This window comes from Sphingomonas sp. R-74633 (assembly GCF_013416555.1).
Classification (GTDB): Bacteria; Pseudomonadota; Alphaproteobacteria; order Sphingomonadales; family Sphingomonadaceae; genus Sphingomonas.
In genome coordinates this window covers 154499-180055 of record NZ_JACCFG010000001.1, presented here as the reverse complement: position 1 = coordinate 180055, position 25557 = coordinate 154499, and the positions used below count along the sequence as shown (strand labels likewise).

The window sequence follows — 25557 nt, the reverse complement described above, 5'->3', positions numbered from 1 at the left end:
ATCATGTATATACATCAAGGCTTGCCGTCAGCTCAGCGGCGCCGCGTCCTGTTCCGGTGCATGCAGATCGGCCGGCCCGGCGGGATCGAAACCGGCGGGCATCTTCTCGGTGAGCGTGAACGGCAGGATCCGGCCCACCTTCTCCGCCGCCGCGCGCACGTCCGGATCGGCGGCAAGGCGCTTCTGGAACCGGTCGATCCGGCGTGATTCCTCGAACGGATAATTGACCGAGCTGGGCTGCAGCCAGCGCAGCGCCCAGCCGCGGCGGCTCTCGTCGGCCAGGCTCTCGATCAGCAGCGCCTTGCCGCCGGCGAAATCGTCCTGGCATCCGTAGATTTCTATCGCCGGGTCGGGAAGTCCGATCCGCGACATCAGCACATCGGCGACATCGCCGTGCGCCTCGTCGGCCTTGCCGCCCCGGATCAGCGCGCAGGCCCGCACCGCCTCGACGCCGACCAGCGCCGCCTTGTTGATCTCGGCGCCCTTGCGCTGGGCGGAACGCAGCCACGCGGTCGCGGTGGTGCTGGACTCGGCATAGCGACCGAGCGTGAAGTAGATCTCCGCCAGGTTGCCGGTGAAGTTCAGTTGCTGCGCGGAATCGGGATAGGGATAGGCCGCGTCGACGCGCTTGAGCAGCGCGACCGCCTCGTCGCCCTTCCCCTGCCCCAGCAGCCCGCGCGCCACCACCGGCGTGATGAACTCCACTCCGTCATCGTCGAACTTCAGCGCCTCGGGCGCGAGCATGGGCAGGAACAGGTCGGTGATCGCCGAATAGGCACGCACGCTGTTCAGGCCCCGGGCATAGTCCGTTGCGCTATCCAGACTACCGCCGCTGCGCCAGTCGCGGCGCAACGCCTCGAAATACAGCTTCTGGCTGCGGGAAAGGTCGTCGCCACTCCAGCGGGCGATCGCCGGCCACAGCTTCTCGTAGCGGCGATCGAGATAGAGCTGCACGAGATCGCGGGGGGCCAGCACCGACGGGACGAGCGCGCCGGCCTCGGCGATCTTGCCCGCCTCCACATATATCCGGATCTGCGCCAGCGCCCCGTCCGAGGTGCGCCGTGCGGTCTGATCGGCCATGCCCATCTCGGCGATGCGCGCGGAAAGCGCGTCGGCACGCTTGTTGTCGCCGAGATCGCGCAGCCGTTCGCGCATCGTGTCGAGCTCATAGCTCCCGCTCATCATCGCGAGGCTGGGATATTCGCGGCTCAGCGCCATCCACAGGTCCGCTGCCCGCTGGGGCGCGCCGGAAAAGACCATCGCATTTATGGCGTAGAGTTTGACCTGGGGCACGCCGGGCGCAAGCCGGATCGCCTCCTCCGCGGCCATCAGCGCGTCCGTATTCCGGTTCACCCGCGAAAGCAGCGTCGCGCGCATCGACTGGACGATGCCACGCAGCGGGGTGGGCCGATCGAGCCGGGCGACCAGCGTGTCGAACGCGGCCAGCCCGTCCTTGGGCTCCCGCATCGTCAGCGCCATCGCGATATCCGGCAGCAGCGCGCTCTCCGCGGGCTCGGCATAGTGGCCAAGGCCGGCCTGCACCGCGGCCACGGCGTCCTGCCCTTGCGGTGCCGTCTGAGCCTGTGCCGGCACGGCAGCCGCCAGCAGCGCGAACGCGATCGATCCAGCTTTCAGCATTGAAGCCCCCTCTTGCCCGCAAGCTTACCGCACCGCTCCGCGCTGGCAACTCCCTGCACGCCACCGATCAACCCATTGCGGTGACTTGGCATTTGTCGCTTTCCTACAGGTGCATAGCCGAGCTATGTTCTATTTATGTTCTCAAATTCCCTTGCCTCGCCCCGGAAAGTCACATGTAAGCGAGTCAAAGGAGTCAACGTTTTCGGGCGGTTGCCATTCCCCCTGCCCCGCCGCTATCCCGGCTGCCATGAAGCTCTATATCGGCAACAAGGCCTATTCCTCCTGGTCGCTGCGCGGCTGGCTCGCCTGCAAGCAGGCCGGACTCCCCTTCGAGGAAGTGGTGGTGCCGCTTTACGACCAGGATTGGGAGAAGCGCCGCGAGGGCGACGAGTTCGCCCCCTCCTCGGGCAAGGTGCCGATCCTGTGGGACGGCGATGCCGTGGTGTGGGACAGCCTGGCGATCGTCGAATATCTCAACGACAAGACCGGCAACGAGAAGTTCTGGCCGGCCGACCCTGCCGCCCGTGCCATGGCCCGCTCGATGGCCGCCGAGATGCATTCGGGCTTCGCCAGTCTGCGCCGCAAGCACGGCATGAACATCCGCCAGGTCTATCCGCCCAAGACCCCCGATGCCGATGTGCTCCAGGAGATCGCCCGGATCATGGAGCTCTGGGCGCAGGCGCGTGCCCGCTATGGCGGCGAGGGCCAGTTCCTGTTCGGCGAATTCGGCGCGGTGGACATCATGTTCGCTCCGGTGGTGACGCGCTTCGTCACCTATTCGCTGCCCGTGGCCCGCTTTGCCCCGGCCTATATGAACGCCGTGCTCCAGCATCCCTTCATGCAGGACTGGATCGCCGGCGCGCAGGAAGAGGATTGGGTGATCCAGCAATTCGAAGCCGATCCGGTCTGATCGGCTTGCGCGACCGTGCAGTCGCGCGCAGGTTTTCCAAAATACACTTCCACCGGGTCGCAAACCTCAACCCGGGAGAAAGTGCATGCTAGACGTGAAGAAGCTTCAGCAGCGCCTCGGCGTGACGGCGGATGGCGGGCTGGGGCGCGATACGCTTGCCGCCCTGTGCGCCAAGGCCGGAGCGTCGGCGGCGATTGCCCCCGAGCTCGGGCTCGCCGCCAATGTCCATCTGCGCACCTATGGCATCCTCGATAACGGCCTGCGCCTCGCCCATTTCATGGCGCAGTGCGCGCATGAGAGCGGCGGCTTCAAATATAACCGCGAAATCTGGGGGCCGACGGCGGCGCAGAAGAAATATGAGATGAACGCCGCGCTGGGCAATGATCAACCCGGCGATGGCCTGCGCTATCTCGGCCGCGGCCCCGGCCAGCTCACCGGCCGCGCCAATTACCGCCTCTATGGCCGCAAGCTCGGCATCGATTTCGAGAATAACCCCGAACTGCTCGAGGCCTGGTCGCTCGGCCTGCTCGCCTTCTGCGCCTATTGGGACAATTGCGCGCTCAACGACTGGGCGGACAAGGACAATCTCAAAGCCGTATCCAACGGCATCAACCGCGGCAGCCCGACCTCGACCAAGGACCCCAACGGCTGGACCGACCGCCAAGCCCGCTACGCCAAGATGAAGGCGCTGATTTTATGAGGGCAAACCCTGCCCTTTCCGTTCGTCATCCCCGCGAAGGCGGGGATCCAGAGCCAAAGGCGATTCGGCTTGTTACCCTGAATCCCCGCCGTCGCGGGGATGACGGATCAGGAAAAGGACGATCCATCCTTCCGCCGAAACCCCTGTCCGGCAGGCAGGAACATGTCGATGTCGGGATAATGGCAGTCGCTGGCCGAGGGCCGGCCCACGGCAATGTACACGCACGACGCATCGCTCCGGTTCTGCAGCACATGGCCGTTGCCGTCCCCCTTTGGAAAGGCCGCGACGTCGCCGGGCCGCATCATCGTCTCGCCGCCATCGTCGACCAGCACCGCCTCGCCGGCGAGCATGACGACGAACTCGTCCTCGCCTTCATGCCAATGCCGCTGGGCGGACCAGGCGCCGGGCTCGAGCGTGACATGGCTGAAACCGATGTCGGTGATCCCGCTGGCCGGGGCCAGCCGGCGATACCAGCGCCCCTGCACCGGCCCGGCATATTCGGCCGGATAGCCGGTCGCATTGGTCTGCGGGATTGTATCGAGATCGAGCTTGGGCAATGCCACCTCCAACCAATGCCGGAGACTATCTTGCCCGACGCCATCGAACTGACCAAGGCCCTGATCGCCGCCGAGAGCGTCACGCCAGCCCGGGGCAGCGTGTTCGACGTGCTGGAGGCGGCGCTCCTCCCCCTCGGCTTCAAGGTCGAGCGCTTTGTCGAGGGCGAGGCACCCGACGGGCCGGTCGAGAATTTGCTGGCGGTGCGCGGCACCAGCGGCCCCCACTTTGCCTTTGCCGGCCATCTCGACGTGGTGCCGCCGGGTGCCGGCTGGACCAGCGGCGCTTTCGAGCCGGAAGTCCGCGGCGACCTGCTCTATGGCCGCGGCGCAGTCGACATGAAGGGCGCCATCGCCGCATTCGTCGAAGCCGCGTCCCGGGTTCAGGGCGGCGTGACCAGCCTGATCATCACCGGCGACGAAGAAGGCCCCGCCACCTTCGGCACGCCCCGCCTCATCGAGCGGATGGCCGAGCGCGGCCTGCTGCCCGACATGTGCCTGGTCGGCGAGCCGACCTCGCAGCACCGACTCGGTGACATGATCAAGATCGGCCGTCGCGGCTCAACGGTCATCGACATCGTCGTGCCCGGCAAGCAGGGCCATGTCGCCTATCCGCATTTGGCGGATAACCCCATTCCCCGCCTGGTCCGGGCGCTCGCCGAGATCGACGCCATCGAGTTGGATGCCGGCAATGACTGGTTCCAACCCTCGAACATCGAGATCATCGACCTCACCGTCGGCAATCCGGCGACCAATGTCATCCCCGGCGAGGCCAAGGCGCGGATCAGCATCCGCTTCAACGACCAGCAATATGGCCCGGACCTGATCGCCCGGATCGAGGAAATCGTGCAGCGCCACGCCCCCCGCGGCGTGGTCAAGGGCCGGGTCTATGGCGAGGCGTTCCTCACCGAGCCCGGCGCACTCTCGGCGCTGATTTCAGGGGCCATCGAGGCGAAGCTGGGCGTGGTGCCCGAACTGTCCACCACCGGCGGCACCTCCGACGCACGCTTCCTCTCGAAGCTCTGCCCGGTGGTCGAGTTCGGCCTGCTCAACGCCACGATGCACAAGCTCGACGAGGCCGTTGCCCTCCCCGATCTCGTCGCACTCACCAATGTCTATGAGGAGATATTGAAGCGAGCGCTCGCTTAACCTGCGATCCGCTGCTGCGGCGCGACGCCGCGGGCCCATTCGAGGAAGGCTTCTTCTTCCATCGGCGTGGCGACGGCGTAGCCCTGCAGGATGTCGCAGCCAATGACGCGCAGCACGGTGGCCTGGTCCTCGCTCTCGATCCCCTCGGCAACGGCTTCGCAGCCCAGCCCGTGGATCAGCCCGATCACCGCCTGGGCGATGGTCCGGGCCTCGGCGCTGTCGGCGACATGCTCGATCAGATGGCGGTCGAGCTTGATGCGGTCGATGGGCAGCGTGCGCAGACGACCGATGTTGGAATAGCCGGTGCCGAAATCGTCGATGGCGACGGTGGCACCGTCGGCGCGGAGCAGGGCGATGGCGTCGAGCACTTCGCTCGAACAGTGCATCGCCAGCGTCTCGGTGATCTCGAGCTCGAGCAGATGCGCCGGGGCATTGGCCGCTAGCATCGCCTCGCGGAGCATCCGGAAGAAGCCGGCATGGTCGAGCTGGCGCGGACTGATGTTGACGGCGAGCCGCTGCTGGATGCCGAGGCGGCCCCAGCGCGAGATGGTCTCGGCGACGCTCTCGACGACCCATTCGCCGATCTCGACGATCAGGCCGGTCTCCTCGGCGCGCTGGATGAAGGTGCCGGGCATCTTGAGCCCATCGGGGTGGCGCCAGCGCAGCAGTGCCTCGGCGGCGACGATGCGGCCGTCGGCGGCGGAGACCTGGGGCTGGTAGACGAGGGTGAACTGGTCCTTGTCGACGGCTTCGCGGAGATCGCTTTCGAGGCGTGCCCGGTCGGCGATCTCGGCGGCGAGGATCTCGGTGAAATGCTCGGCGCGGCCGCGGCCCATCGCCTTGGCGTGGTACATGGCGGCGTCAGCGGCACGCATCAGGTCGTGCAGCGTCGTGCCGTGCTCGGGGCGCAGCGCAATGCCGATCGAGGCGCCGATCGACACTTCCTGGTCGGCCAGGTCGAACGGCTCGGACAGCGCATAAAGGATGCCGCGGCCGATCCGCTCGGCGTCGCGGACATTGCGCAGCACCGGGAAGAACATCGTGAACTCGTCACCGGCGAGACGCCCGATCAGCGGTGGCCGGGCATCGGCCTCGGCGGCGAAGCGGTCCGCCACAGCCCGAAGGCGATTGGCGACCATGCCGAGCAGCGCGTCGCCGGTAGCGTGGCCCATCGTGTCGTTGACGTGCTTGAAGCGGTCGAGATCGATGAAATAGAGCACCGAGGTCGTCGTCGGCGGCAGCTCGGCGAGCATGCGTTCGGCGGCGCGGCGGAAATTGGTGCGGTTGGGCAGCGACGTGACCGGATCGAACATCGCCAGCCGCTGGACGCTCTCCAGATTGGCGTGGAGCTGGCTGAACAGCCCATCCATGGCACGGGCAAGCTGCGGCACCGATTCGCCCACCTGGGGTGGGATGCCGCTCTGCAGATCACCATTGGCGGCGCCCTGCAGGCGCTCGATGGCGGCGTCGAGCGATTCGGCGGTGGAGGCGATGGTGCGCTCGGCCGAGGCCCAGCACATCGCGCCGCAGACAATCGCGGCAATCAGAGCGCGCCCGGCGCTCTCGACGGTGATCATCTCGGGAGTCGAGGCTGCAGCCAGCGCCAGGATGAACGCCACGGCTCCGGCGCACATCGCAAAGGCGATTGCACGGCTCTTGAGCGAAAACCCTTCCACTGCGCTCGTTCTTCCCCCCGGAATCACTCACATGCCGGCAGAAGACCGGCGACGACCCAGGATCATTCGCAGAGAGAAGTTAAGATTTTTCTCGGGGCCGCCGCAGCACGATGTAGAGCGCACCAGCCCCGCCGTGGCGCGAATGCGCGCTCCTTACGGCAGCGATACGATCGGAGAAGCGCGATGCGCCGAGCCAGTCGCCCACTGCCGCGCGGATCGCGCCGCGGGCATGCGGTCGCTCCGATTCCGGTCGCGGTGCCTTGCCGGTGACGAGCAGCAGCACCCGGTCACCGCGCGCTATCGCCGCCTCCAGCCCGAAATCGAGCCGGTCATAGGCGGAGGAGAGGCTGTGCCCGTGCAGGTCGACGGTCGATTCCGGCGCGACCAGCCCGCGCGACAGGCGGCGATCCCAGGAGCCGTCGAGCGTGTTGGCGGCTTGGCCGCGCGCCGGCGCGAGCGGCGGCGCTACGGGGCGCGGCGCCGGAACACGACCCTTGGGCTTGGGCTTGGCCAGAACGGGCGCAGGCGCGACCGGCGCTGCCTTTTCAAGGGCCTCGACGGACTTCACCGGCCGCGCCTTGATCGGCGTGACGCTGGCGACCACCCGTTTCCACAGCGCCGCTTCCTCGGGCGCGAGCCGTCTCACCGCTGGCGAACGCCGGCGATGGGCGCGCCGCCGAGCTTGCTGAGCGTGCCGACCGGCAGCAGCAGCCAGGCAGTGCCGCGCGAATTCATGCCGCCTGCGATCGCGCGCGCATCGTCGCCCGCGCCCCAGAAGGTATCGACTCGGTTGGCGCCCTTGATCGCCCCGCCGGTATCCTGTGCGATCCACAGGCCATTGGCCTCCGCGCGGTCCATCGAGAGGAACACCGGCGCGCCCAGCGGAATGAACTTGGGATCGACCGCGGCGCTCACCTGGCCCGTCACCGGGAGCCCGAGCGAGCCGTTCGGCCCCGCGCCCTTCAGTTCCTGGAAGAACACATAGCTCTTATTCTCCCACATGATCGCCTGCCCCTCTTCGGGGTGGGTGCGCAGATATTCCATGATGCCCTGCATCGATGCCTTGCCGGGCTGGAGCAGCCCGCGATCGCGCATCAGCGCGCCGATGCCGACATATTCGCGGCCATTCTGGCCCGCGAAGCCTATGCGCATCACCTGCCCGTCCGGTCCGCGAAGACGCCCCGAGCCCTGGATCTGGAGGAAGAACAGCTCGACCGGATCGGCCGCATAGGCGATCTCAAGCCCGCGCCCGTTCAGAGCGCCTTGGTCGATGTCCTTGCGATCGAAATACGGGACGAACATCTTGCCGGCGACGCGCCCGCGGATCTTCTTGCCCTTCAGGTCGGTGGAGAACTGGCCGAGATCGACTTCGATGATGTCGTCGGGCTTGGCATAGACCGGCACTTCATAGCCGGAACGCTTGTGGCGCGATCCGGCGATCTCGGGCTCGTAATAGCCGGTTGCCTGCGCCTTGCCGTCGGCGACCTGCACCGTCTCGAACCAGCGCCCGAAAAACGCATGCGCATCGCTAGTCGACCAGGTCTTCGCAGCATCGCACGCCGGCTGCCAGTCAGCACCCTGAGTGAGCCCGCTCGTGTCGGTGCGGCGCACCAGCGAGGGGCAGCTCAGCCGGAAGGCAACCAGCGCGCGTGCCGCAGCATCGTCACTCAACGGCAGCGTGTCGAAATCAGGTCCCGGGATCAGCCCGGCTGCCTTCGAATTAGCGGTACCGGCAGGCGCGGCCGCCGCCGGCAGCGCGGGGAGCGGCGTTGCCGGAATCGGCTGGCGCGCGGCAGGGTTGGAATGCGGCTCCGCCACGTTCCGCGTCTCGCGGGGCACGGTCCTCGGCACTTCGCGCGCCGGCGGCGTATAGCTGGTATCGACGCCATGCGGCACCACGCCGCCCGAACACGCGCTCAACAGCGCAGCGAGCGCGACTCCCCCCCAGATTCGCATGTACAGGCCCCTTAGGCTTCGTCGGTTTCGACGAGCTTCCAATTGGGATCGTCGCTGCGGAGCTTCCGCGCGAAGGTCCAGATGTCGTGGGTCTCGACCGCGTCGCTCAGCGAGCCGCCGATCACATTGCCTTCGCTGTCGCGCGTCACCGCGGCGATATCGGCATCGAAGCGCACGGTGATGCGGGCATTCTTGCCCTCCACCACGGCCTCCGAGATCATGGCGCGCTCGATCACGACCAGGCGGTTCTCCAGCACATGGCCGGCGGCCTTGCGGTCGGCGATCGCCTGGGCGAAGCCGGCGCGGACATCGTCCTCCACCAGCCAGCCGAGCGTCTCTTCGTCGCCCTTCCAAAAGGCTTCGAGGATCATCTTGTAGGCGCTCTTGGCGCCCTCGATGAACTGGGCGACGTCGAAGCTCGAATCCGCGGCGATCACGGCCTTCAGGCCGGTCTCGGCGCCGCTCTCGATCGCGCGCCCGCCGGGTTCGCGCACTTCGGGCACCTGATCGATCGTGCGCGGCAGCGGCGGCAGCGGCACGCGCTCCTCGCTGGGCTTGGGCAATGCCTGTTCATGGCCGGTGCGCTTACCGAGCACGGCATAAAGACGGAGAGCCAGGAAACCGGCCACCATGGCGAACAGGATTATCGTGTACACTACGCCTCCAAACGCTTCGCCGGTTAACATAGGCCTAAGCGGCCCGCGTTTCAAATCGCCACAATCGGGGGTAATTGAAACACAGCCGCCCGCCTGCTAGGCGCGCAGCCGACCCAACGCTTCAACAGCGTGAAACTTTCCGAAAAGAGGTAGCTTGAAATGGCCGAGAACGACACGATCGCCGAATTCGGCGAGCCCGCAGCGAATGGCGAAGACACCGCGCCCGCCGTTGGCCTGCTGTCGCAATATGTGAAGGACTTCTCGTTCGAGAACCCCAACGCACCGGCGATCTACCAGAACCCGACCGCCCCGGCGATCGACGTGCAGTTCAACATCGGCTCGGGCAAGGTCGCCGACGACGTGTTCGAAGTCGTGCTCAAGATCGAAGTGCGCGCCAATGCCGAGGCGCAGACCGCGTTCATCGTCGATCTGTCCTACGCCGGCCTGTTCGGCATCCGCAACATCCCCGAGGGTGAAGCGCTTGACGGCTTCCTGCTCGGCGAGGCTCCCCGCCTGCTCTTCCCGTTCGCCCGCCGCGTGCTGGCCGATGCCGTGCGTGACGGCGGCTTCCCGCCGCTGATGCTCGAGCCGATCGATTTCGGCGGCATCTACCTGCAGCAGCGCGAGATGAACCAGTCGGGTCTGACCGGCGACATGGCGGGCGAAGCCTGATCCATATTTAAGGGGGGAAGGCGATGAAGCTCGCCCGCAGCCTCGGCTCGGTTGGCGGGCTCACGCTCGCCAGCCGCATCCTCGCGCTGGTGCGCGATTCGCTGCAGGCCCGCTATGTCGGCGCGAACTTCGCGTCGGATGCGTTTCTCGTCGCCTTCCGCCTCCCCAATATGTTCCGCGCCTTCTTCGCAGAGGGCGCCTTTTCGTCGGCGTTCATCCCGCTGTTCAACCAGAAGCTCGCCGGGAGCGATGGCGAACGCGGGCCGGCTTTCGACTTTGCCGAGCGCACGCTTGCCGTGCTCTTCACCTTCCTCGTCGCGATGACGCTGGTGATGCTCGCCGCTGCCTGGCCACTCACGGCGATCCTCTCGGGCGGCTTTCACAAGCAGGCGCCAACGCACGACCAGTTCGCCTTCGCGGTCGAGCTCAGCCGGATCACCATCCCCTATCTGATGCTGATCTGCCTCGCCTCGTTGCTGGGCGGCATCCTCAATTCGCTCGACAAATTCTGGGTCAACGCCGCGGCGCCGATCCTGCTCAACATCGCGATGGTGACGGCGCTGTTCGTCTTCCACGGCACGCCGGAGCAAACCGCCCGCGCCCAGGCGATCTCGGTGCCGCTGGGCGGCGTCGCGCAATTGCTCTGGCTGTGGTTCGCCTGCCGCGCCGCCGGCGTCTCGCTGCGTCCGCGCCTGCCGCGGCTCGATCCGGAGGTACGCAAGCTGATGAAGCTGCTCCTGCCCGCCGCGCTCGGCGCCGGCGCGGTGCAGCTCAACCTCGTCATCTCCACCGCGCTCTCCGGCTATCTGCTCGGTGAAGGCTCGATCTCGTTCATCTATTATGCCGATCGCCTCAACCAGCTGCCGCTTGGGATGATTGGCATCGGCCTCGGCACGATCCTGCTCCCGACCATCTCGCGCCTGCTCACCGCCGGCAAGGACGCCGAGGCGATGGAGACGCAGAATCGCGGCATGGAGCTCGCGCTGTTCCTCACTTTGCCCTCGATGGTCGCACTGATCGTCGCCGCCGAGCCGATCGTGCGCGGGCTGTTCCAATATGGCCATTTCACTGCCGACGACACGGTGAAATGCGCCTGGGCGCTCGCCGGCTTCTCGATCGGCCTGCCGTCCTATGTGCTGGTCAAGGTGCTGACCCCTGGCTTCTATGCCCGGCAGGACACGCGCACGCCGGTGCGCTTCGCGATGATCTCGGTAGCGGTGAACATCGCGGCCAATCTCGCGCTGATCCCGGCGATCGGCCATATCGGCCCGCCGCTGGCGACGGCTTTGTCCTCGACCGTCAACGTCTGGCTGCTCTACGCGGCGCTGCGCAAGCGCGGCCATTTCATTCCCGATGCGCAGCTCAAGCGCCGCCTCCCCCGCCTCGCGCTGGCGGCAGGGCTGATGGGTGCCGCGATCTTCGGGTTCGACCGGTTGCTCGATCCCTGGCTCGATGGCTTTCTGTGGCAGCGCTATGTCGCGCTGGTCGCGCTCGTCGGCGCAGGCGTAGCGATCTATGTCGTCGCCTGCTTCATCACGCGCGCCTTCCGCCTGTCCGACCTGAAGGCGCTGGTGCGGCGGCGCGCGGCGGGCTGAGCCGACTCAGCTCAACAGCCAAACCAATGTGAGCGCCGCGATCCCCAGGCAGAAATACCCCATGAGGCCGATCGCCATGTACGCGGCCGTGTTGAGTGCCTTTTCCCGATAGCCCAGGAAGAAGAGCATCAGGATGACGAAGAGCATCGGCCCGAGGCATATCGAGAACGCCATGCTCGCGATGCGGCCGGCCTTGCTCAGCGGCTCCTCGGCCGGAGGCAGGCGCTCTTCGCGCTCCTGGAAGATATCGTAGCGGATCTGGCGGCCTTCCTCCTCCGAGATGCCGCGCCTGCCGATCTCGGCCCGCGCCGCGGCGATCGCCTCGGGCGCATAGTCTTCGCCGATATCCGGATGCGCGATATCGAAGAGCGCCTCGTCCGGCAGCCGCGCCATCGTCTTCGCAAAATCTGTCGCCATCATTCCCCCTCCACCCAGCATGCCGACGGTGCCGCGATCGGTCAATTCGCGGCGCTTCCCTCCCCGCTTCCGGCCCGCTAGAGCCCTTTTGTCCCTGACACCGCTGTGCGGCCGCGTCCCCGCCGTCTCGGACCCGCGGCCCGTCCAAAGGCCGAACGGTCAGCCCGGGCGTGGAAGGAATAGCATGCGCGTCGTTTCCGGCATTCAGACCACCGGCAATCTTCACCTCGGCAACTATCTGGGGGCGATCAAGAACTGGGTGGCGATGCAGGACCAGGGGGAATGCCTGTTCTTCCTCGCCGATCTCCATGCGCTGACGGGCAATATCTCGCCGCAGGAGCTTGCCAATTCGACGATCGAGATGGCCGCGACGCTGATGGCGTCGGGCATCGACGATCGCGCGGTCCTGTTCAACCAGGCGCGCGTGCCCGCGCATGCCGAGCTGTGCTGGATCCTCAACGGCACCGCCCGCATGGGCTGGCTCAACCGCATGACCCAGTGGAAGGACAAGGCGGGCAAAAATCGTGAAGGAGCGTCTGTCGGCCTGTTCACCTATCCGGTGCTCCAGGCAGCCGACGTGCTCGTCTACAAGGCCACGCATGTGCCGGTCGGCGAGGACCAGAAACAGCATCTCGAGCTCGCCCGCGACATCGCGGCCAAGTTCAACACAGATTATGAAGTCGAGCTGTTCCCGCTGCCCGAGCCCTTCATCTCCAAGGCCGCGCCGCGGATCATGAGCCTGCGCGATGGCAGCGCAAAGATGTCGAAGTCCGATCCCTCGGACCTGTCGCGCATCAACCTGTCCGACGATGACGACACGATCGCGCAGAAGTTCAAAAAGGCGAAGACCGATCCCGAGCCCCTGCCCGACTCGTTCGACGCGCTGGCCGAGCGCCCCGAGGCGAAGAACCTCGTGACGATCTTCGCCGCGCTCTCGGACCGCGATCCGCAATCGGTGGTCGCCGAGTTCGCCGGCCAAGGCTTCGGTGCCTTCAAGCCGGCGCTCGCCGACCTCGCCGTCTCGGTGCTCTCGCCGGTTCGGGAGCGGCTTAACCAGCTACTGAACGACCGCGCGGCGGTGGGCGCACAGCTCGCCAGGGGTGCGGAGCGCGCCAACACGCTCGCCGCGCCGACGCTGCTCGCGGCCCAAAAAGCGGTCGGCCTGCAGGTCTGATCCCCGCTTCTTCCCCGGCGAAGGCCGCAACCGTTACGGGTTGTTGACCAGTTTCGCCGGGGAACCCTTATGGGTACCGCCGGGTTTCTGTGGGCGGAGAGTGCCCATGCGTAGCCTGATACCCGTGCTGCTCCTCGGGAGCGCAGTTGCAGCCTGTAGCGGTGGCGGAGGTGGTTCCGGCGGCGGTGGCGGGACGGTCGTCACGCCCACCCCGACTCCCGCCCCCGGCTCAACCCCGACGCCAACGCCCACGGTGTCGCCCACGCCGACGCCGGTCAGCACCGAGCCCGCCACCGGCACCGACTTCCTGACCGGCGCGGCGCTGCTCTACAGCGCTCCGCCCAATATCGGCGCCTGCAACGCCGGCACGCTCAAGCCCGAGGTCGGCGCGCGCGTGCTGGCGACGCTCAACGACATTCGCGCGCATCACAATCTGCCGCCGGTCACCTATGCTGCGGCGGACGAGCCCGCCGTCCAGCAATCCGCGCTGATGATGGCCGCCAATGGCGCGCTCAGCCATAATCCGCCGACCAGCTGGAACTGCTACACCAGCGCCGGTGCCACGGCCGCGGGGCAGAGCAACATCTATCTGGGCACCGGCGGGCTGCGCTATTCGCAGGATGCCGACATCATGATCGGCTGGCTTACCGACACCAACAACGTCACGGCGAACAATATCGGCCATCGCCGCTGGCTGCTCTATCCGTTCCTCTCGACGATCGCCTATGGCCGCGTTGCCGGCGTCTGGCAGACCAGCAACCGTGCCGATGGCGCCTCGATCAAGGTGATCAACAGCAGCCAGAACACCGCCGGTCCGCTGCCCGATTATGTCGCCTATCCCTTCCAGGACTATCCGGCGCGCTATTATGACAATGGCGCGCTGCTCTCATTCGGCGTCATCGCCAACAAGACGTCGAACTTCGGCACGAACAGCTCGGTCAACTTCTCGGGTGCGACGATCAGTGTGCGGGTGCGCGGCGGTGCGGCGCTCACCGTGTCGAACATCTCGTTCGACAATGACGGCTTCGGCCTGCCCAATAATCTGCAGTGGAGCGTGGCCGGCCTCACGGCGAACACCACTTACGACGTAACGATCAACAACGTCATCGTCAGCGGTGCGGCGCGCAACTACAGCTATTATTTCAAGCTGGTGCCCTGAGCGGGCTGATTATGTCTAGTCATAAACAGAAAAGGCCGGGGCTTGCCCCCCGGCCTCTCCGCACGTCCCTTGCGGGACGTATCAGGGTGGAGGCGTGACCGATCTGCGTTGCCCCGCTCTCAGCTCCTCCACCCTGCCCTCCCGGGGGACGGGAGGGAACATAGCCCTAAAGCTTGCCCTTTAGCCCTCCAGCGTACGCATCAGCGTACGTACTGCGGTGTCGATCTCCACGTCCTTGCCGCGCAGTTCCTCGATCCGCTTCACCGCATGGATCACGGTCGAGTGATCGCGGTTGCCGAACTTGCGGCCGATCTCCGGCAGCGAGCGCGTGGTCAGGCGCTTGGCGAGGTACATCGCGATCTGGCGCGGCCGGGCGATTGCCACGGCGCGGCGCTCCGAGATCAGGTCGATCTGCTTGACTTCGAAGTGCGATGACACTGCGCGCTGGATCTCGTCGATCGTGATCCGGCGCTGGGCCGAGCGCAGCACTTCGCCGAGCACGTTGGTGGCGAAGTCGATCGTGATCGTCTCGCCGTTGAGCTGGGCATAGGCGACCAGGCGGTTGAGCGCGCCTTCGAGCTCGCGGACATTGGTGGTGATCCGCGCCGCGAGCAGGTCCATCACTTCGTGCGGCATCGTCACTGCCGGCATCTCGAGCAGCTTGCGGCCGACGATCGCGCGGCGCAGCTCGAGTTCAGCCGGCTTGATGTCCGCCACCAGCCCAGAGGCCAGGCGACCGACGAGACGCGGCTCGAAGCCTTCAAGCGCCTGGGGCGCGCGGTCCGCCGCGATCACCAGCTTCTTGCCCGAGGACATGAACTCATTGACGGTGTGGAAGAACTCCTGCTGCGTACCGTCCTTGCCGCCGATGAACTGAAGATCGTCGATCATCAGCAGGTCGACCGAACGCAGCCGCGCCTTGAACGCGTGCGTGTCCTTGTTGCGCAGCGCCTGGACGAACTCGAACATGAAGCGCTCGGCGGTCACATAGATCGCGGTCGCTTCCGGATTCGCTTCCAGGAACGCGTGGCCGATCGCGTGCATCAGGTGCGTCTTGCCCTGGCCCGTGCCGGCGTGAAGATAAAGTGGGCTGAAGCGGGGCGCACCCGGCTCGGCCATCGCCTTGGCGGCGTTGCAGGCGACGCGGTTGGTTGCGTCGATCACGAAACGGTCGAAGGTGAAGCGCTGGTCGAACTGCGGACGCTCGGCCGGCGAGGCCGAAGCCGCCACCGGAGCCGAATCGGCGCTCACCGGCGCCGCGCTCAGCACGCGCTTGGGCTCTTCGGCCACCGTCTCGATCGAAACGCTGCGCACGGCCGGGATCTGGCCGCGGAATTCGAGCAGCAGCCGCTCGGCATAGTGATTCTTGACCCACTGGGTCATAAACGCCGACGGCAGGCCAAGACGCACGATCTCAGCGTCGCTGCCCGCGATCAGGACGACCGGCTTCAGCCATTGGTCGAACAGGCGCTGGCCCGCCGAGCGGCGCAGATTCGCGCGCACATGCGTCCATGCCTTTGCAACCAAAGCTTCCATCCCATCCCGCTCCAAGGCCTGCACCTGAGTCACCGTGACGCACCCCTCCTTCGCGGGAAGCTGTCTGCATCCCGCGCGCCAATTCGATCCGACATGAAGCCCACCGGCACCGGACATCCCCGGTCATGGTGCAGTAGGCCATTACACCCGAGTGAGGTTACCCCCCGGATACCCGAGCAAGAATCTCGCCTGGGAGGTCTGTTTTAGGGAGCCCCAATCGAGTCGAGCAAGGGGGTCCCATGTAAAGATTCTGAAATAGTTTTGTTGACTCGCCATAACCCACGGAAATGCGTGGGGACGCTTCTACAACCCGCTGAAAACCTTGGTTTCTGCGAATTGTTGCAGACCAAAGACAGTGCGACTCGCGCGTTTCTCAGGGTTCCAAGATGGTAACCACGATTCGTTCCGCAAGCATCTGTCGGACACGACAAAAACCCCGCGGAACCAGGTCCCGCGGGGCGTTTGTTACGGAAAAGTTACGATTATGCCAGCGCTTCGACGCGCTTGTTCAGACGTGCGAACTTGCGCGAGGCCGTGTTCTTGTGAAGCACGCCCTTCGACACGCCGCGCGCCATTTCCGGCTGCGCAGCGGCGAGCGCGGCAGCAGCCGCAGCCTTGTCGCCGGCCTCAAGGGCCGACTCGACCTTCTTCACGAAGGTGCGGATACGGCTCACGCGGGTGCCGTTGATCTCCGCACGGCGCGCATTGCGCCGGATACGCTTCTTCGCTTGCGGCGTATTCGCCATGCCGTGTCGTTCCTAGCTCGAAATGTTTAGGGCGCGGGGAACAAGCCTCCACGCCCGGAAAGACGGGCCCCTTAACGCCCACAGCGATTCGGGTCAACCAAGAACGATACGGCACGGTGGTGGGATGGGCTCGCCTGGCATCGGCACCCACCGGGAGTCGAAGAAAACCCCTTCCATCACGAGCCGCTTGTTCTCGAATCGCGCAGTGCCCCGCCATTCCCCTCCCAGCGAGAGGGCACCGGTAGCCTGGTCCCAGGTGTAGCTGCCACTGCCGCTCGTCATCGTCTCCACCATCGCCTCCGGGAAGGTGAAGTCGTATCCGCCATTGTCGAAGAAGCGGATTTCGGAAGGCATCCTTGCCCGGCAATTCTGCGATTCGATCAGATGCCAGCTTCCAGTGAGAACTTGCTGTTCCCGCCCGGTGACCTTCACCGCGCGGCTATAAGGCAGGCCGCCCACGCGCATTGAAAGGATGATCTCCTCGCCCGCCTTGGCATCGGGCCTGACCTGCAAACGCTGCGCCCCGCGCAGTCGCGCCGGGCCCTTCACCCGCAAGCTGGTGATACAGCGCTGGGGGATCGCCTTTTCGCCGTCCGGCCCGTCGCGATACACGAATTCGATCGCAGTCTCGTCGCCTGGTCGCAGTACCGCCCGGTCGAACTGGGCAGCCCGGAGCGACCCGCCGATATGCCGGCAGTCCGCCGTACCGGCCGCGAGCAACGCAAGAGCAGTCAGCAGCATGTCCCCCTCCTATTTCTGGCAGGCAGGGCACCAGAAAGTGGACCGCCCCGAATCGACCCGCCGCTCGACCAACCCTCCGCAGCCGCAGGGCTCGCCTTCCCTACCGTATACCCGCCACTCCTTGGCGAAATAGCCGAGCTCGCCGTCGGGCCGGGCATAATCGCGAATCGTCGAGCCGCCGGCGCGGATCGCGCTCTCCAGCACCTCGCGAATCGCAGTGACCAGCTTGTCCAGCCGCGGCTTGGTGATCGTCCCGGCCTCCCGGGTCGGCGCGATGCGGGCGATGTAGAGCGCCTCGCACACATAGATATTGCCGAGCCCCGCCACCGTTCGCTGATCGAGCAACAGCGCCTTCACCGGCGCCACCCGTCCCTTGAACACGCGCGCAAGATGCGCCGCATTGAAGTCCGGACCCAACGGCTCCGGTCCCAGCGCCGCAAAGGGCGGCCAGGCGGCCAACGCGTCAGTCGGCACCAGATCGACTGAGCCGAATCGCCGCGGATCGTTGAGCGCCAGCCGGTGGTGCTGGGTATCCAGCACCATATGGTCGTGCTTGCCGATCTCCTCGGGATCGATCCGCCAGCGCCCCGACATGCCGAGATGGAAGACGAGCGTATCCCCCCGATTCGTCTCGATCAGCCCATATTTGGCCCGCCGCCCGAGTCCGGTGACGGTCGCCCCGGTCAGCCGCTGGCCCAGCCCTTCCGGGAAGGGCCGGCGCAGGTCGGGGCGGTGAAGCGTCACGCGCGTGATCGCCTCGCCCTTGAGGACGGGCTCCAGCCCGCGGACAGTGGTCTCTACTTCGGGTAGTTCAGGCATGTACGCTCCCTAGCCCAGCAGCCCTTCCTTCGTCGAGAAACGCCCGCTAGAGCCCCTGACATGACCGACACCGTCTCCTTCGGCTACGAGGATGTGGCCCCCGAGGAAAAGACCCGCCGCGTCGGCGAGGTCTTCTCCAGCGTCGCGGCCAAATATGACCTGATGAACGATGCCATGTCGGGCGGCCTCCACCGCCTGTGGAAGGACAAGTTCGTCCGCCGCGTGAAGCCGCGCGCCGGCGAGCATATCCTCGACATGGCCGGCGGCACCGGCGACATCGCCTTCCGCATGGCGCCTTCGGGCGCCGCGATCACGGTGGCCGACATCAACCCCGAGATGCTCGCCGTCGGCGTCGAGCGTGCCGCCGAGCGCGGGATCGACGGGCTGGTGTGGAGCGAGGCCAATGCCGAGACGCTGCAATGGCCCGACAAGTTCTTCGACGCCTATACGATCGCGTTCGGCATCCGGAATGTGACCGACATCCCCAAGGCGCTGCGCGAAGCACACCGCGTATTGAAGCGCGGAGGGCGCCTGTTCGTGCTCGAATTCTCCACGACCCAGTGGCCGGGTTTCGCCGAAGTCTACGATGCCTATTCGCACAAGCTCGTCCCCAAGCTCGGCCAGATGCTCGCGGGCGATGCGGAGAGCTATCGCTACCTGATCGAATCGATCCGCCGCTTCCCGCCGATGCCCGAGTTCGAGCGCATGATCCGCGAGGCCGGCTTTACCCAGACCAAGGTCGAGCCGCTGCTCGGCGGGCTGGTCGCGATCCATTCGGGCTGGAAGATCTAAGCGCACGTGACCGCACCCGCCGTCCATCTCTGGCGCCTGCTCAAATGGGGGCGCATCCTCGCGCGCCATGGCGCGCTTCGCGGCATCGAGCAGGATCCGCACACGCCCAAGCCCGTGCGCCGCGTCGCCCGCCTCGCCCGCTTCGGCGCGCGCGTGCCCAAGGTGCCGCGCTACGCCGATGCCTTTCAGGCGATCGGCCCCGCCGCGATCAAGCTCGGCCAGACGCTCGCCACTCGCCCCGATCTGGTCGGCGACGAGGCGGCGCATGATCTGCTCCGCCTGCAGGACGCGCTGCCGCCTTTGCCCTTTTCGGTAATCCGCCAGCGGATCGAAGCCTCGTACGGCCGCCCGCTCGAGACCTATTTCGCCGAGTTCGACGAGCACCCCGTCGGCGCCGCCTCGATCGCGCAGGTCCACCGCGCAATCACCACCGACGGCCGCCAGGTCGCGGTGAAGGTGCTGCGCCCCGGCATCGAGACCGAGTTCGCGCGCGCGATCGACACCTATGAATGGGCCGCCGCCCAGGTCGAGAGCATGGGTGGCGAGGCGTCGCGCCTGCGCCCGCGTCTCGTCATCGAGACCTTCAAGCGCTGGACTGCGCGCGAGCTCGATCTGCGCCGCGAGGCCGCGTCCGCTTCGGAGCTGGCCGAAGGCATGCAGGCCGAGCCCGATTTCATGGTCCCGCAGATCGACTGGCAGCGCACCACCGGCAAGGTGCTCGTCCTCGAATGGATCGACGGCATCAAGCTGTCGCATGTCGACCGGCTGGTCGCTGCCGGGCACGACACGACCGTCCTCGCCAGCCGGCTGATCAAGGCCTTCCTCCGCCAGGCGATCGCCGAGGGCTTCTTCCACGCCGACATGCACCAGGGGAACCTCTTCGCGCTCCCCGACGGCCGCATCGCCGCGATCGACTTCGGTATCATGGGGCGGATCGACCGCCGCGCCCGCGTCTGGCTCGCCGAGATCCTCTACGGGCTGATCACCGGCAATTACAAGCGCGTCGCCGAGATCCATTTCGAGGCGGGCTATGTGCCCCCCCACCATAATGTCGCCGAGTTCGCCACCGCCCTGCGCGCCGTCGGCGAGCCGATGCGCGGGCTGGCGGTCAAGGACATGTCGATGGGCGCGATGCTCGACGGCCTGTTCTCGATCACCCGCGACTTCGACATGCAGACCCAGCCGCACCTCCTGCTTCTCCAGAAGACGATGGTGATGGTCGAGGGTGTCGCGCGGACGCTCGATCCCGACATCAACCTGTGGGACGTCTCGGCGCCGTTCGTCCGCGAATGGATCCGCACCGAGCTGGGCCCCGAGGCCAAGATCGCCGATCGCATCGTTGAGGACATCCGTACCCTCGCCCGCCTGCCCGATCTGATCCGCAACATCGAGCTGCGCTTTCCCGGGCCGGGCGGCGCGCCGCCCTCGCCACCGCTCAAGGAGATCGAGCGGATCCGCGTGGTCGGCGGCTGGCGCTATGCGTTGGTGGCCGTATTCTCCGGTGCCGTCGGTGCCGCGATCATGATGTATCTGCTCTCGTGAAGGCGCCCGCGTTCCGGTGGCTGGCCGAGCCGACGCGCTTCGCCGCGCTCGGCCGTGGCCGCGCCCGGATCGCGCTCGGCATTCTCAGCCTGTTCCTGCTGCTCTCGCTGACTGCGCTGGTCGCACTCGGGCCGCCCCCGGTGAGCGGCGACCCCGCCAAGCGCGCCGATGATCAAAGCGACGTCGTGCTCTACGAGAATATCGTCGCCGGCGTCGCGCACGGCGGCGGCTACTACGAAGTCGCGGCGGACGCCCTTCGCGCCGGCAATTATCCACTGCGCCCGTTCATCTGCTTCCGCCTGCCCGGCCTCGCAATGGTCGAGGCGCACCTGCCCAAGCCGGTGACGCTTGGCCTGCTCTATGCGCTCGTCGCCGCGGTCTTCGCCGTCTGGGGCATGAAGCTGCGTTCTGGCATGACGCGCTGGCCGCCCGTCGCGATCGGCCTCACTTTGCTCGCCGGCGGACTGATGGCGTTCGTCCAGCCCGATCTCTGGGCCTTTCACGAGATCTGGGCGGGGCTGCTCGTCGCGCTCGCGCTCGGCATCCGCAAACCGGGTCGCTGGATCGAGGCAGTCGGCATCGCACTGCTCGCCATGCTGATCCGCGAGACCGCCGCGCTGTTCGCCATCGTCATGTTCGCCGCCGCCTGGCTCGAGGGCCAGAAGCGCGAGGCGATCGGCTGGGGCGCAGCACTCGCCTGCCTTGCTGTAGCGCTCGGCTTCCACTTCTACGCCGTAAACCAGGTCACCAGCGCCGCCGATCCCACCTCGCCCGGCTGGGCGGGCCTGGGCGGTTATGGCTTCTTCGCCAAGGCGATGGTGCTGTCGACCGCGCTCCAGCTCTTCCCACTGGCGCTCGGCGTGCTGCTCTTCACCCTCGCCTTGTTCGGCTGGATCAGCTGGAAGGACCAGGCCGCCGCCCGCGTCGCCGGCACGCTCGCTGCCTTCGGCCTCGTCATCGCGCTCTTCGCCCGCCCCGACACCTTCTACTGGGCATTGATGGTCGCCCCGCTCTCGCTGATCGGCCTCGCCTTCGCGCCCGATGCCCTGCGCGACCTGTTCCGCCAGGCGCTCGACAGGCGTAGGATCACCGTGACAAAGGTGGTGCGGTGAGCGACGCAGCTTTAAATCGCAGCGGCAGCTGGGCGCGGGCGTGGATTGTAGGCGCGTTCGTGCCCTTTGCGATCGGTACGACGCTATCCCTCGTGATAGAGGCGTGGCGGGGCCTGAGCTCCGAGCAGGGCCTCGACTTCGCGGACTGGTCCCCGGGCATCCTGCCGTTCGCGATGCTCACCGCGACCATCGCCTCCGCTGTCGCGCTGTGCTTCGTACTTCTGGCTCGCTTTGCCGAGCGCCGTGGCCCCAGGCCGCTCCACGTCTGGCTACTGCTCGGGATCGCTGCGGCCACTCCGATCGCCCTGCTGTTTGAGGGATTTATGGCGGTAGAGCCATTCGAGCGGTGGGAGATCACAATCTGGAGCTACCTGCTCCCGGCCCTCTATCTCTACATCGCGAGCATGATCGGCGCGCTGACCGCGTGGCGCGTGCGCCGTGGAGCCTGGCACGCATGAACAAGATCCTCCTGATCGTCGGCGGCGGCATAGCGGCGTACAAGGCGTGCGAGTTGATCCGCCTGTGCCGCAAGGCCGGGATCGAAGTGAAGTGCGTGCTCACCGCCGGCGGCCAGCATTTCGTCACGCCGATGACGCTCGCGGCGCTCAGCGAGAACCAGGTCTACACCAATCTCTTCGACCTCAAGGACGAGGCCGAGATGGGCCATATCCAATTGAGCCGTGAAGCGGACCTGGTCGTTGTCGCGCCCGCCACCGCCGATCTGATGGCCAAGATGGCCGCCGGCATCGCCGACGATCTCGCCACCACGCTGCTGCTCGCCACCGACAAGCCCGTGCTCGCCGCTCCGGCGATGAATGTGCGGATGTGGCAGCACGCCGCCACCCGCCGCAACGTCGCCACGTTGCGCGGCGACGGGGTGACGGTGCTCGAGCCCGATGAAGGCCCGATGGCCTGCGGCGAATACGGTCCCGGCCGCCTGCCCGAGCCCGAGGCGATCCTCGCCGCGATCCAGCGCCATTTCGGCAGCGGGACCGGTGATGCCACCGGCAAGCTCACCGGCAAGCACATCCTCGTCACCGCCGGCCCAACCCATGAGCCGATCGACCCCGTCCGCTACATCGCCAACCGCTCCTCGGGGAAGCAGGGCTATGCGATCGCCGGCGCGCTCGCGGCCCTCGGGGCAAAGGTCACGCTGGTCTCCGGCCCCGTCACGCTCGCCACGCCCCCGGGCGTCACCCGCATCGATGTCGAGACCGCGCAGGACATGGCCAATGCCGTCGCCCAGGCACTCCCCGCCGATGCCGCGGTGATGGTCGCCGCGGTCGGCGACTGGCATGCCGAACGGGCCGACCAGAAGCTCAAGAAGCAGGCCGGCACGCCCCCCTCGCTCACGCTTTCCGAAAACCCCGACATCCTCGCCATGCTCGCGGCCAGCCCGCGCCGGCCGGGACTCGTTATCGGCTTTGCGGCAGAAACCGAGCACGTCATCGATCACGCCACCGCGAAAAGGACTCGCAAGGGCGCAGACTGGATTGTCGCCAACGATGTTTCGGGCGATGTGATGGGCGGTGAAGCCAATGCCGTTCATATCGTCACCGCAGATGGTGTCGAAAGCTGGGAACGCCTGCCCAAGGACGAAGTCGCCCGCCGGCTCGCTGCACGTATCGCCGATGCGCTCTAGCCTCGCATTGCTAGTGCTCAGCGGCGCCCTTGCTGCCTGCACGCCGGCGACCGGCCCGGGAAGCCCCGCGCCCGCCCCCGGACTTTATACCCAGAGCTTCGGCAACACGCCTGCCAAGCAGGTCCGCACGCTGATCGTCGTGCTTCACGGCGACGCGCCCTTCGCCAAGCCCGACTATCACTACGCCTTTGCCCGAGCCGCCTCCGACGCCGTGCCGCAGAGCATCGCCGTCGCGCTGCTCCGCCCCGGCTATGAGGACCCGCAGGGCCATCGCTCGCCCGGCGAGCGCGGCCAGACTACCGGCGACAATTACACCGCCGACCGCATTGCCACCGTCGCCGAGACGATCCGCCACCTCCAGCACCGCTATGGCCAGGCGCGCACCGTGCTCGTCGGCCATTCGGGCGGCGCCGCGATCGCGGCGGACCTGGCATCGACCTATCCCGGCTTGGTCGACGGTGTCGTCCTCGTCTCCTGCCCCTGTGCGCTGCCCGAATGGCGCAAGCACATGAAGACCGTCTCGCCGACCCCGCTCTGGGACGCACCGGTCACCAGCCTCGATCCGGTGAAGCTGGTCGGCGGCATGTTGCCCTCGCTGCGTGCTGCGGTGCTGGTCGGTGCCGACGACAAGACCACGCCGCTGCGCTTCTCGCGCCTCTATGCCGAGGCGCTGTCGCTGCGCGGCATCGCCACCGATTTCCGTATCATCCCCGGCAAGGACCATGAGCTGCTCGGCGATCCCGAAGTGATCTCCGCGCTCCAGCGCCTTGCCGCCGCCCTGCCAGGAAAATCTTGATGCTCGCACCGATCCGCATTGCCCTTCAGCGCCTGCCGCACGGTGAGGGCCTGCCCCTCCCCGCTTATGCGACCGAAGGCGCCGCCGGCATGGACGTGGTCGCGGCAGAAGACCTGGTGCTCGCCCCCGGCGCGCGCCATGCGGTGGCGACCGGCTTCGCGATGGCGATCCCGCTCGGCTATGAAGTCCAGGTCCGCCCGCGCTCGGGCCTTGCGCTCAAGCACGGCATCACCTGCCTCAACACCCCCGGCACGATCGACAGCGACTATCGCGGCGAAGTGAAGGTGATCCTCGCCAATCTCGGCGACACTCCCTTCCCGATCGCCCGCGGCGACCGTATCGCGCAGCTGGTGCCCGCGCCGGTCCAGCATGCCGATCTCGAGGAAGTGGCATCGCTCGACGATACCGCGCGCGGCAGCGGAGGCTTCGGCTCGACAGGCAGATGAGCAGCCTCCTCCTCCTTGCCGCGGCGCTGCAGACGGCGCCGATCGACTGGGACGCGCTGGCCCCTCTGCCGTGGCGCGCGCCGCCGATCGTCACGCCGGACATGCAGAGCTTCGTGAAGCGCGAAGTGCGCCTGCGCAAATGCGCGACGCCCAGGCCCGGCGAGATCGCCGTCGCCGTCGCGGTGCTGATCGACGAGAGCGGCAATGTCCGCACCTCGGTCCCCCGCGCGATCAACTGCCCCTCGGTCGAGCAATATGCCGCGGCTCTCGTCCCCGGCCTGGCGCGCGGTAACCTGCTCCCGCGCCCGGGAGCGACCGAGCAATGGTATCGCACCACGCTCACCTTCACCTGGACGCAATGACCCTCTCCGACGCGGAGCTGGAGCGCTACGCCCGCCACATCGTGCTGCGCGAGATTGGCGGCGGCGGGCAGATGCGGCTCAAGGCCGCGCGGGTGCTGGTGATCGGCGCGGGCGGGATCGGCTCGCCTGCGATCGAATATCTCGCGGCCGCCGGGATCGGCACGCTCGGCGGGGTCGATGACGACCAGGTCTCGCTCTCCAACCTCCAGCGCCAGACGCTCTACGCCACCGGCGATGTTGGCCGGCCCAAGGTCGAGGCCGCTTGCGCCCGCGTCACCGCGCTAAACCCCGAAGTGACCTTCACCGGATTCGAGCAGCGGATCGATGCCCGCAGTGCCGACGCGCTGATCGCGCAGTTCCAGCCGAATGTGATCCTCGACGGCTGCGACAATTTCGCCACCCGCCTGCTCGTCGCCGACGCGTGCCAGCGCCACCGCATCCCCCTGGTCTCCGCCGCCGTCTCCGAGTTCGAAGGCCAGCTCGGCGTGTTCCGCGGCTGGGAGGCGGAAAAGCCCTGCTATCACTGCTTCGTCGGCCATGACCCCGAGCGCCCCGGCATCAGTTGCGCCGAACAGGGCGTGCTCGGCGCACTCACCGGCGTGATGGGCAGCCTCGCCGCCCTGGAAGCCATTCGCGCAATCGCGCCTTTTGGCGAGGACCCGGCAGGCAAGCTCCTCCTCGTCGATGCGCTCGCCTTCCGCTTCCGCACGCTCACGCTCCCCAAGGATCCCGGCTGCCCGGCCTGCGCCGGGCCGGCAACGCCCTAG

General features: G+C 67.0%; 27 protein-coding genes. 16 read left to right on the top strand and 11 right to left on the bottom strand.

Annotated elements, in window-relative coordinates; all coding sequences use genetic code 11:
- Positions 1-27: 27 nt before the first annotated feature.
- The gene (locus HZY97_RS00790; protein WP_180139473.1) at positions 28-1638 is read right to left on the bottom strand and encodes a hypothetical protein; all 1611 of its coding nucleotides are present in this window, start codon (positions 1636-1638) and stop codon (positions 28-30) included.
- Positions 1639-1885: 247 nt separating this feature from the next.
- On the opposite strand from HZY97_RS00790, the gene HZY97_RS00785 reads away from it, so the two are divergent.
- Positions 1886-2548: a glutathione S-transferase family protein gene (locus HZY97_RS00785; protein ID WP_180139470.1), complete on the top strand. Its 663-nt coding sequence runs from the start codon at positions 1886-1888 to the stop codon at positions 2546-2548.
- Positions 2549-2633: 85 nt separating this feature from the next.
- A complete protein-coding gene (locus HZY97_RS00780) occupies positions 2634-3248 on the top strand; it encodes a glycoside hydrolase family 19 protein (RefSeq protein ID WP_180139468.1) in 615 nt (204 codons plus the stop codon).
- A 107-nt stretch (positions 3249-3355) separates the two neighbouring features.
- Here HZY97_RS00780 and HZY97_RS00775 read toward each other — a convergent pair whose 3' ends face one another.
- Positions 3356-3805 carry a cupin domain-containing protein gene (locus HZY97_RS00775; RefSeq protein WP_180141547.1) on the bottom strand — a complete coding sequence of 150 codons (450 nt, stop codon included), beginning with the start codon at positions 3803-3805 and terminating at the stop codon, positions 3356-3358.
- Between the two features lie 15 nt (positions 3806-3820).
- On the opposite strand from HZY97_RS00775, the gene dapE reads away from it, so the two are divergent.
- The gene (dapE, locus tag HZY97_RS00770) at positions 3821-4951 is read left to right on the top strand and encodes a succinyl-diaminopimelate desuccinylase (RefSeq protein WP_180139465.1); all 1131 of its coding nucleotides are present in this window, start codon (positions 3821-3823) and stop codon (positions 4949-4951) included.
- On the opposite strand, the gene HZY97_RS00765 is transcribed toward dapE, so the two are convergent.
- The 4 genes from HZY97_RS00765 to HZY97_RS00750 all read right to left on the bottom strand — a co-directional run bounded on the left by HZY97_RS00765 (position 4948) and on the right by HZY97_RS00750 (position 9239).
- Positions 4948-6627 carry an EAL domain-containing protein gene (locus HZY97_RS00765; protein ID WP_180139462.1) on the bottom strand — a complete coding sequence of 560 codons (1680 nt, stop codon included), beginning with the start codon at positions 6625-6627 and terminating at the stop codon, positions 4948-4950. The two genes, dapE and HZY97_RS00765, sit on opposite strands and share 4 nt — an antisense overlap.
- A gap of 79 nt (positions 6628-6706) precedes the next feature.
- Positions 6707-7273 carry a Smr/MutS family protein gene (locus tag HZY97_RS00760; protein ID WP_180139459.1) on the bottom strand — a complete coding sequence of 189 codons (567 nt, stop codon included), beginning with the start codon at positions 7271-7273 and terminating at the stop codon, positions 6707-6709.
- Complete coding sequence (locus HZY97_RS00755; RefSeq protein ID WP_257214895.1) at positions 7270-8589, bottom strand: murein transglycosylase A; 1320 nt, start codon at positions 8587-8589, stop codon at positions 7270-7272. Before HZY97_RS00755 ends, HZY97_RS00760 begins: the two co-directional genes overlap by 4 nt.
- A gap of 5 nt (positions 8590-8594) precedes the next feature.
- Positions 8595-9239 carry a Tim44/TimA family putative adaptor protein gene (locus HZY97_RS00750; RefSeq protein WP_180139452.1) on the bottom strand — a complete coding sequence of 215 codons (645 nt, stop codon included), beginning with the start codon at positions 9237-9239 and terminating at the stop codon, positions 8595-8597.
- Positions 9240-9398: 159 nt separating this feature from the next.
- Between HZY97_RS00750 and secB the strand changes: the two genes are divergently transcribed.
- Positions 9399-9911: a protein-export chaperone SecB gene (gene secB / locus HZY97_RS00745; RefSeq protein WP_180139449.1), complete on the top strand. Its 513-nt coding sequence runs from the start codon at positions 9399-9401 to the stop codon at positions 9909-9911.
- Between the two features lie 23 nt (positions 9912-9934).
- On the top strand, positions 9935-11506 hold the full coding sequence (gene murJ, locus HZY97_RS00740; protein WP_180139446.1) for a murein biosynthesis integral membrane protein MurJ: 1572 nt from the start codon (positions 9935-9937) through the stop codon (positions 11504-11506).
- A 6-nt stretch (positions 11507-11512) separates the two neighbouring features.
- On the opposite strand, the gene HZY97_RS00735 is transcribed toward murJ, so the two are convergent.
- Positions 11513-11923, bottom strand: coding sequence for a hypothetical protein (locus HZY97_RS00735; RefSeq protein ID WP_180139442.1), 411 nt, complete (start codon positions 11921-11923; stop codon positions 11513-11515).
- Between the two features lie 184 nt (positions 11924-12107).
- Here HZY97_RS00735 and trpS point away from each other — a divergent pair, with 184 nt between their 5' ends.
- Positions 12108-13097 carry a tryptophan--tRNA ligase gene (gene trpS, locus HZY97_RS00730; protein WP_180139439.1) on the top strand — a complete coding sequence of 330 codons (990 nt, stop codon included), beginning with the start codon at positions 12108-12110 and terminating at the stop codon, positions 13095-13097.
- Between the two features lie 106 nt (positions 13098-13203).
- Positions 13204-14256 carry a CAP domain-containing protein gene (locus HZY97_RS00725; protein ID WP_180139436.1) on the top strand — a complete coding sequence of 351 codons (1053 nt, stop codon included), beginning with the start codon at positions 13204-13206 and terminating at the stop codon, positions 14254-14256.
- Between the two features lie 180 nt (positions 14257-14436).
- On the opposite strand, the gene dnaA is transcribed toward HZY97_RS00725, so the two are convergent.
- The 4 genes from dnaA to mutM all read right to left on the bottom strand — a co-directional run bounded on the left by dnaA (position 14437) and on the right by mutM (position 18098).
- Entirely contained in the window at positions 14437-15792 is a 1356-nt protein-coding gene (dnaA, locus tag HZY97_RS00720; RefSeq protein WP_218942839.1) for a chromosomal replication initiator protein DnaA, read from the bottom strand.
- A gap of 482 nt (positions 15793-16274) precedes the next feature.
- Complete coding sequence (gene rpsT, locus HZY97_RS00715; RefSeq protein WP_180139430.1) at positions 16275-16538, bottom strand: 30S ribosomal protein S20; 264 nt, start codon at positions 16536-16538, stop codon at positions 16275-16277.
- Between the two features lie 93 nt (positions 16539-16631).
- On the bottom strand, positions 16632-17279 hold the full coding sequence (locus tag HZY97_RS00710) for a hypothetical protein (RefSeq protein WP_180139427.1): 648 nt from the start codon (positions 17277-17279) through the stop codon (positions 16632-16634).
- Positions 17280-17288: 9 nt separating this feature from the next.
- A complete protein-coding gene (gene mutM / locus HZY97_RS00705; RefSeq protein WP_180139424.1) occupies positions 17289-18098 on the bottom strand; it encodes a bifunctional DNA-formamidopyrimidine glycosylase/DNA-(apurinic or apyrimidinic site) lyase in 810 nt (269 codons plus the stop codon).
- A gap of 60 nt (positions 18099-18158) precedes the next feature.
- Between mutM and HZY97_RS00700 the strand changes: the two genes are divergently transcribed.
- Genes HZY97_RS00700 through HZY97_RS00660 form a run of 9 tightly spaced genes read left to right on the top strand, consistent with a single transcriptional unit; the run spans position 18159 to position 25557 of the window.
- Entirely contained in the window at positions 18159-18890 is a 732-nt protein-coding gene (locus HZY97_RS00700; RefSeq protein ID WP_180139421.1) for a class I SAM-dependent methyltransferase, read from the top strand.
- A gap of 6 nt (positions 18891-18896) precedes the next feature.
- Positions 18897-20432 (top strand): 2-polyprenylphenol 6-hydroxylase, encoded by a 1536-nt coding sequence (gene ubiB / locus HZY97_RS00695; protein ID WP_180139418.1) that lies wholly within the window; start codon positions 18897-18899, stop codon positions 20430-20432.
- The gene (locus HZY97_RS00690; protein ID WP_180139415.1) at positions 20429-21544 is read left to right on the top strand and encodes a hypothetical protein; all 1116 of its coding nucleotides are present in this window, start codon (positions 20429-20431) and stop codon (positions 21542-21544) included. Before ubiB ends, HZY97_RS00690 begins: the two co-directional genes overlap by 4 nt.
- Complete coding sequence (locus HZY97_RS00685; protein WP_180139412.1) at positions 21541-22002, top strand: hypothetical protein; 462 nt, start codon at positions 21541-21543, stop codon at positions 22000-22002. Before HZY97_RS00690 ends, HZY97_RS00685 begins: the two co-directional genes overlap by 4 nt.
- Positions 21999-23186: a bifunctional phosphopantothenoylcysteine decarboxylase/phosphopantothenate--cysteine ligase CoaBC gene (gene coaBC / locus HZY97_RS00680; RefSeq protein ID WP_180139409.1), complete on the top strand. Its 1188-nt coding sequence runs from the start codon at positions 21999-22001 to the stop codon at positions 23184-23186. Before HZY97_RS00685 ends, coaBC begins: the two co-directional genes overlap by 4 nt.
- A complete protein-coding gene (locus tag HZY97_RS00675; RefSeq protein ID WP_180139406.1) occupies positions 23176-23982 on the top strand; it encodes an alpha/beta hydrolase in 807 nt (268 codons plus the stop codon). The genes coaBC and HZY97_RS00675 overlap by 11 nt, the downstream gene beginning before the upstream one ends.
- Entirely contained in the window at positions 23982-24428 is a 447-nt protein-coding gene (gene dut / locus HZY97_RS00670; RefSeq protein WP_180139403.1) for a dUTP diphosphatase, read from the top strand. The genes HZY97_RS00675 and dut overlap by 1 nt, the downstream gene beginning before the upstream one ends.
- Positions 24425-24790 (top strand): hypothetical protein, encoded by a 366-nt coding sequence (locus HZY97_RS00665; RefSeq protein WP_180139400.1) that lies wholly within the window; start codon positions 24425-24427, stop codon positions 24788-24790. Before dut ends, HZY97_RS00665 begins: the two co-directional genes overlap by 4 nt.
- On the top strand, positions 24787-25557 hold the full coding sequence (locus HZY97_RS00660) for a molybdopterin-synthase adenylyltransferase MoeB (protein ID WP_180139397.1): 771 nt from the start codon (positions 24787-24789) through the stop codon (positions 25555-25557). Before HZY97_RS00665 ends, HZY97_RS00660 begins: the two co-directional genes overlap by 4 nt.

Coding starts and splice junctions, on each gene's coding strand:
- HZY97_RS00790 (WP_180139473.1), bottom strand. CDS start 1,638: ATGCTGAAAGCTGGATCGATCGCGTTCGCGCTGCTGGCGGCTGCCGTG.
- HZY97_RS00785 (WP_180139470.1), top strand. CDS start 1,886: ATGAAGCTCTATATCGGCAACAAGGCCTATTCCTCCTGGTCGCTGCGC.
- HZY97_RS00780 (WP_180139468.1), top strand. CDS start 2,634: ATGCTAGACGTGAAGAAGCTTCAGCAGCGCCTCGGCGTGACGGCGGAT.
- dapE (WP_180139465.1), top strand. CDS start 3,821: ATGCCGGAGACTATCTTGCCCGACGCCATCGAACTGACCAAGGCCCTG.
- secB (WP_180139449.1), top strand. CDS start 9,399: ATGGCCGAGAACGACACGATCGCCGAATTCGGCGAGCCCGCAGCGAAT.
- murJ (WP_180139446.1), top strand. CDS start 9,935: ATGAAGCTCGCCCGCAGCCTCGGCTCGGTTGGCGGGCTCACGCTCGCC.
- HZY97_RS00735 (WP_180139442.1), bottom strand. CDS start 11,923: ATGGCGACAGATTTTGCGAAGACGATGGCGCGGCTGCCGGACGAGGCG.
- trpS (WP_180139439.1), top strand. CDS start 12,108: ATGCGCGTCGTTTCCGGCATTCAGACCACCGGCAATCTTCACCTCGGC.
- HZY97_RS00725 (WP_180139436.1), top strand. CDS start 13,204: ATGCGTAGCCTGATACCCGTGCTGCTCCTCGGGAGCGCAGTTGCAGCC.
- dnaA (WP_218942839.1), bottom strand. CDS start 15,792: ATGGAAGCTTTGGTTGCAAAGGCATGGACGCATGTGCGCGCGAATCTG.
- rpsT (WP_180139430.1), bottom strand. CDS start 16,538: ATGGCGAATACGCCGCAAGCGAAGAAGCGTATCCGGCGCAATGCGCGC.
- HZY97_RS00710 (WP_180139427.1), bottom strand. CDS start 17,279: ATGCTGCTGACTGCTCTTGCGTTGCTCGCGGCCGGTACGGCGGACTGC.
- mutM (WP_180139424.1), bottom strand. CDS start 18,098: ATGCCTGAACTACCCGAAGTAGAGACCACTGTCCGCGGGCTGGAGCCC.
- HZY97_RS00700 (WP_180139421.1), top strand. CDS start 18,159: ATGACCGACACCGTCTCCTTCGGCTACGAGGATGTGGCCCCCGAGGAA.
- coaBC (WP_180139409.1), top strand. CDS start 21,999: ATGAACAAGATCCTCCTGATCGTCGGCGGCGGCATAGCGGCGTACAAG.
- HZY97_RS00675 (WP_180139406.1), top strand. CDS start 23,176: ATGCGCTCTAGCCTCGCATTGCTAGTGCTCAGCGGCGCCCTTGCTGCC.
- dut (WP_180139403.1), top strand. CDS start 23,982: ATGCTCGCACCGATCCGCATTGCCCTTCAGCGCCTGCCGCACGGTGAG.
- HZY97_RS00665 (WP_180139400.1), top strand. CDS start 24,425: ATGAGCAGCCTCCTCCTCCTTGCCGCGGCGCTGCAGACGGCGCCGATC.
- HZY97_RS00660 (WP_180139397.1), top strand. CDS start 24,787: ATGACCCTCTCCGACGCGGAGCTGGAGCGCTACGCCCGCCACATCGTG.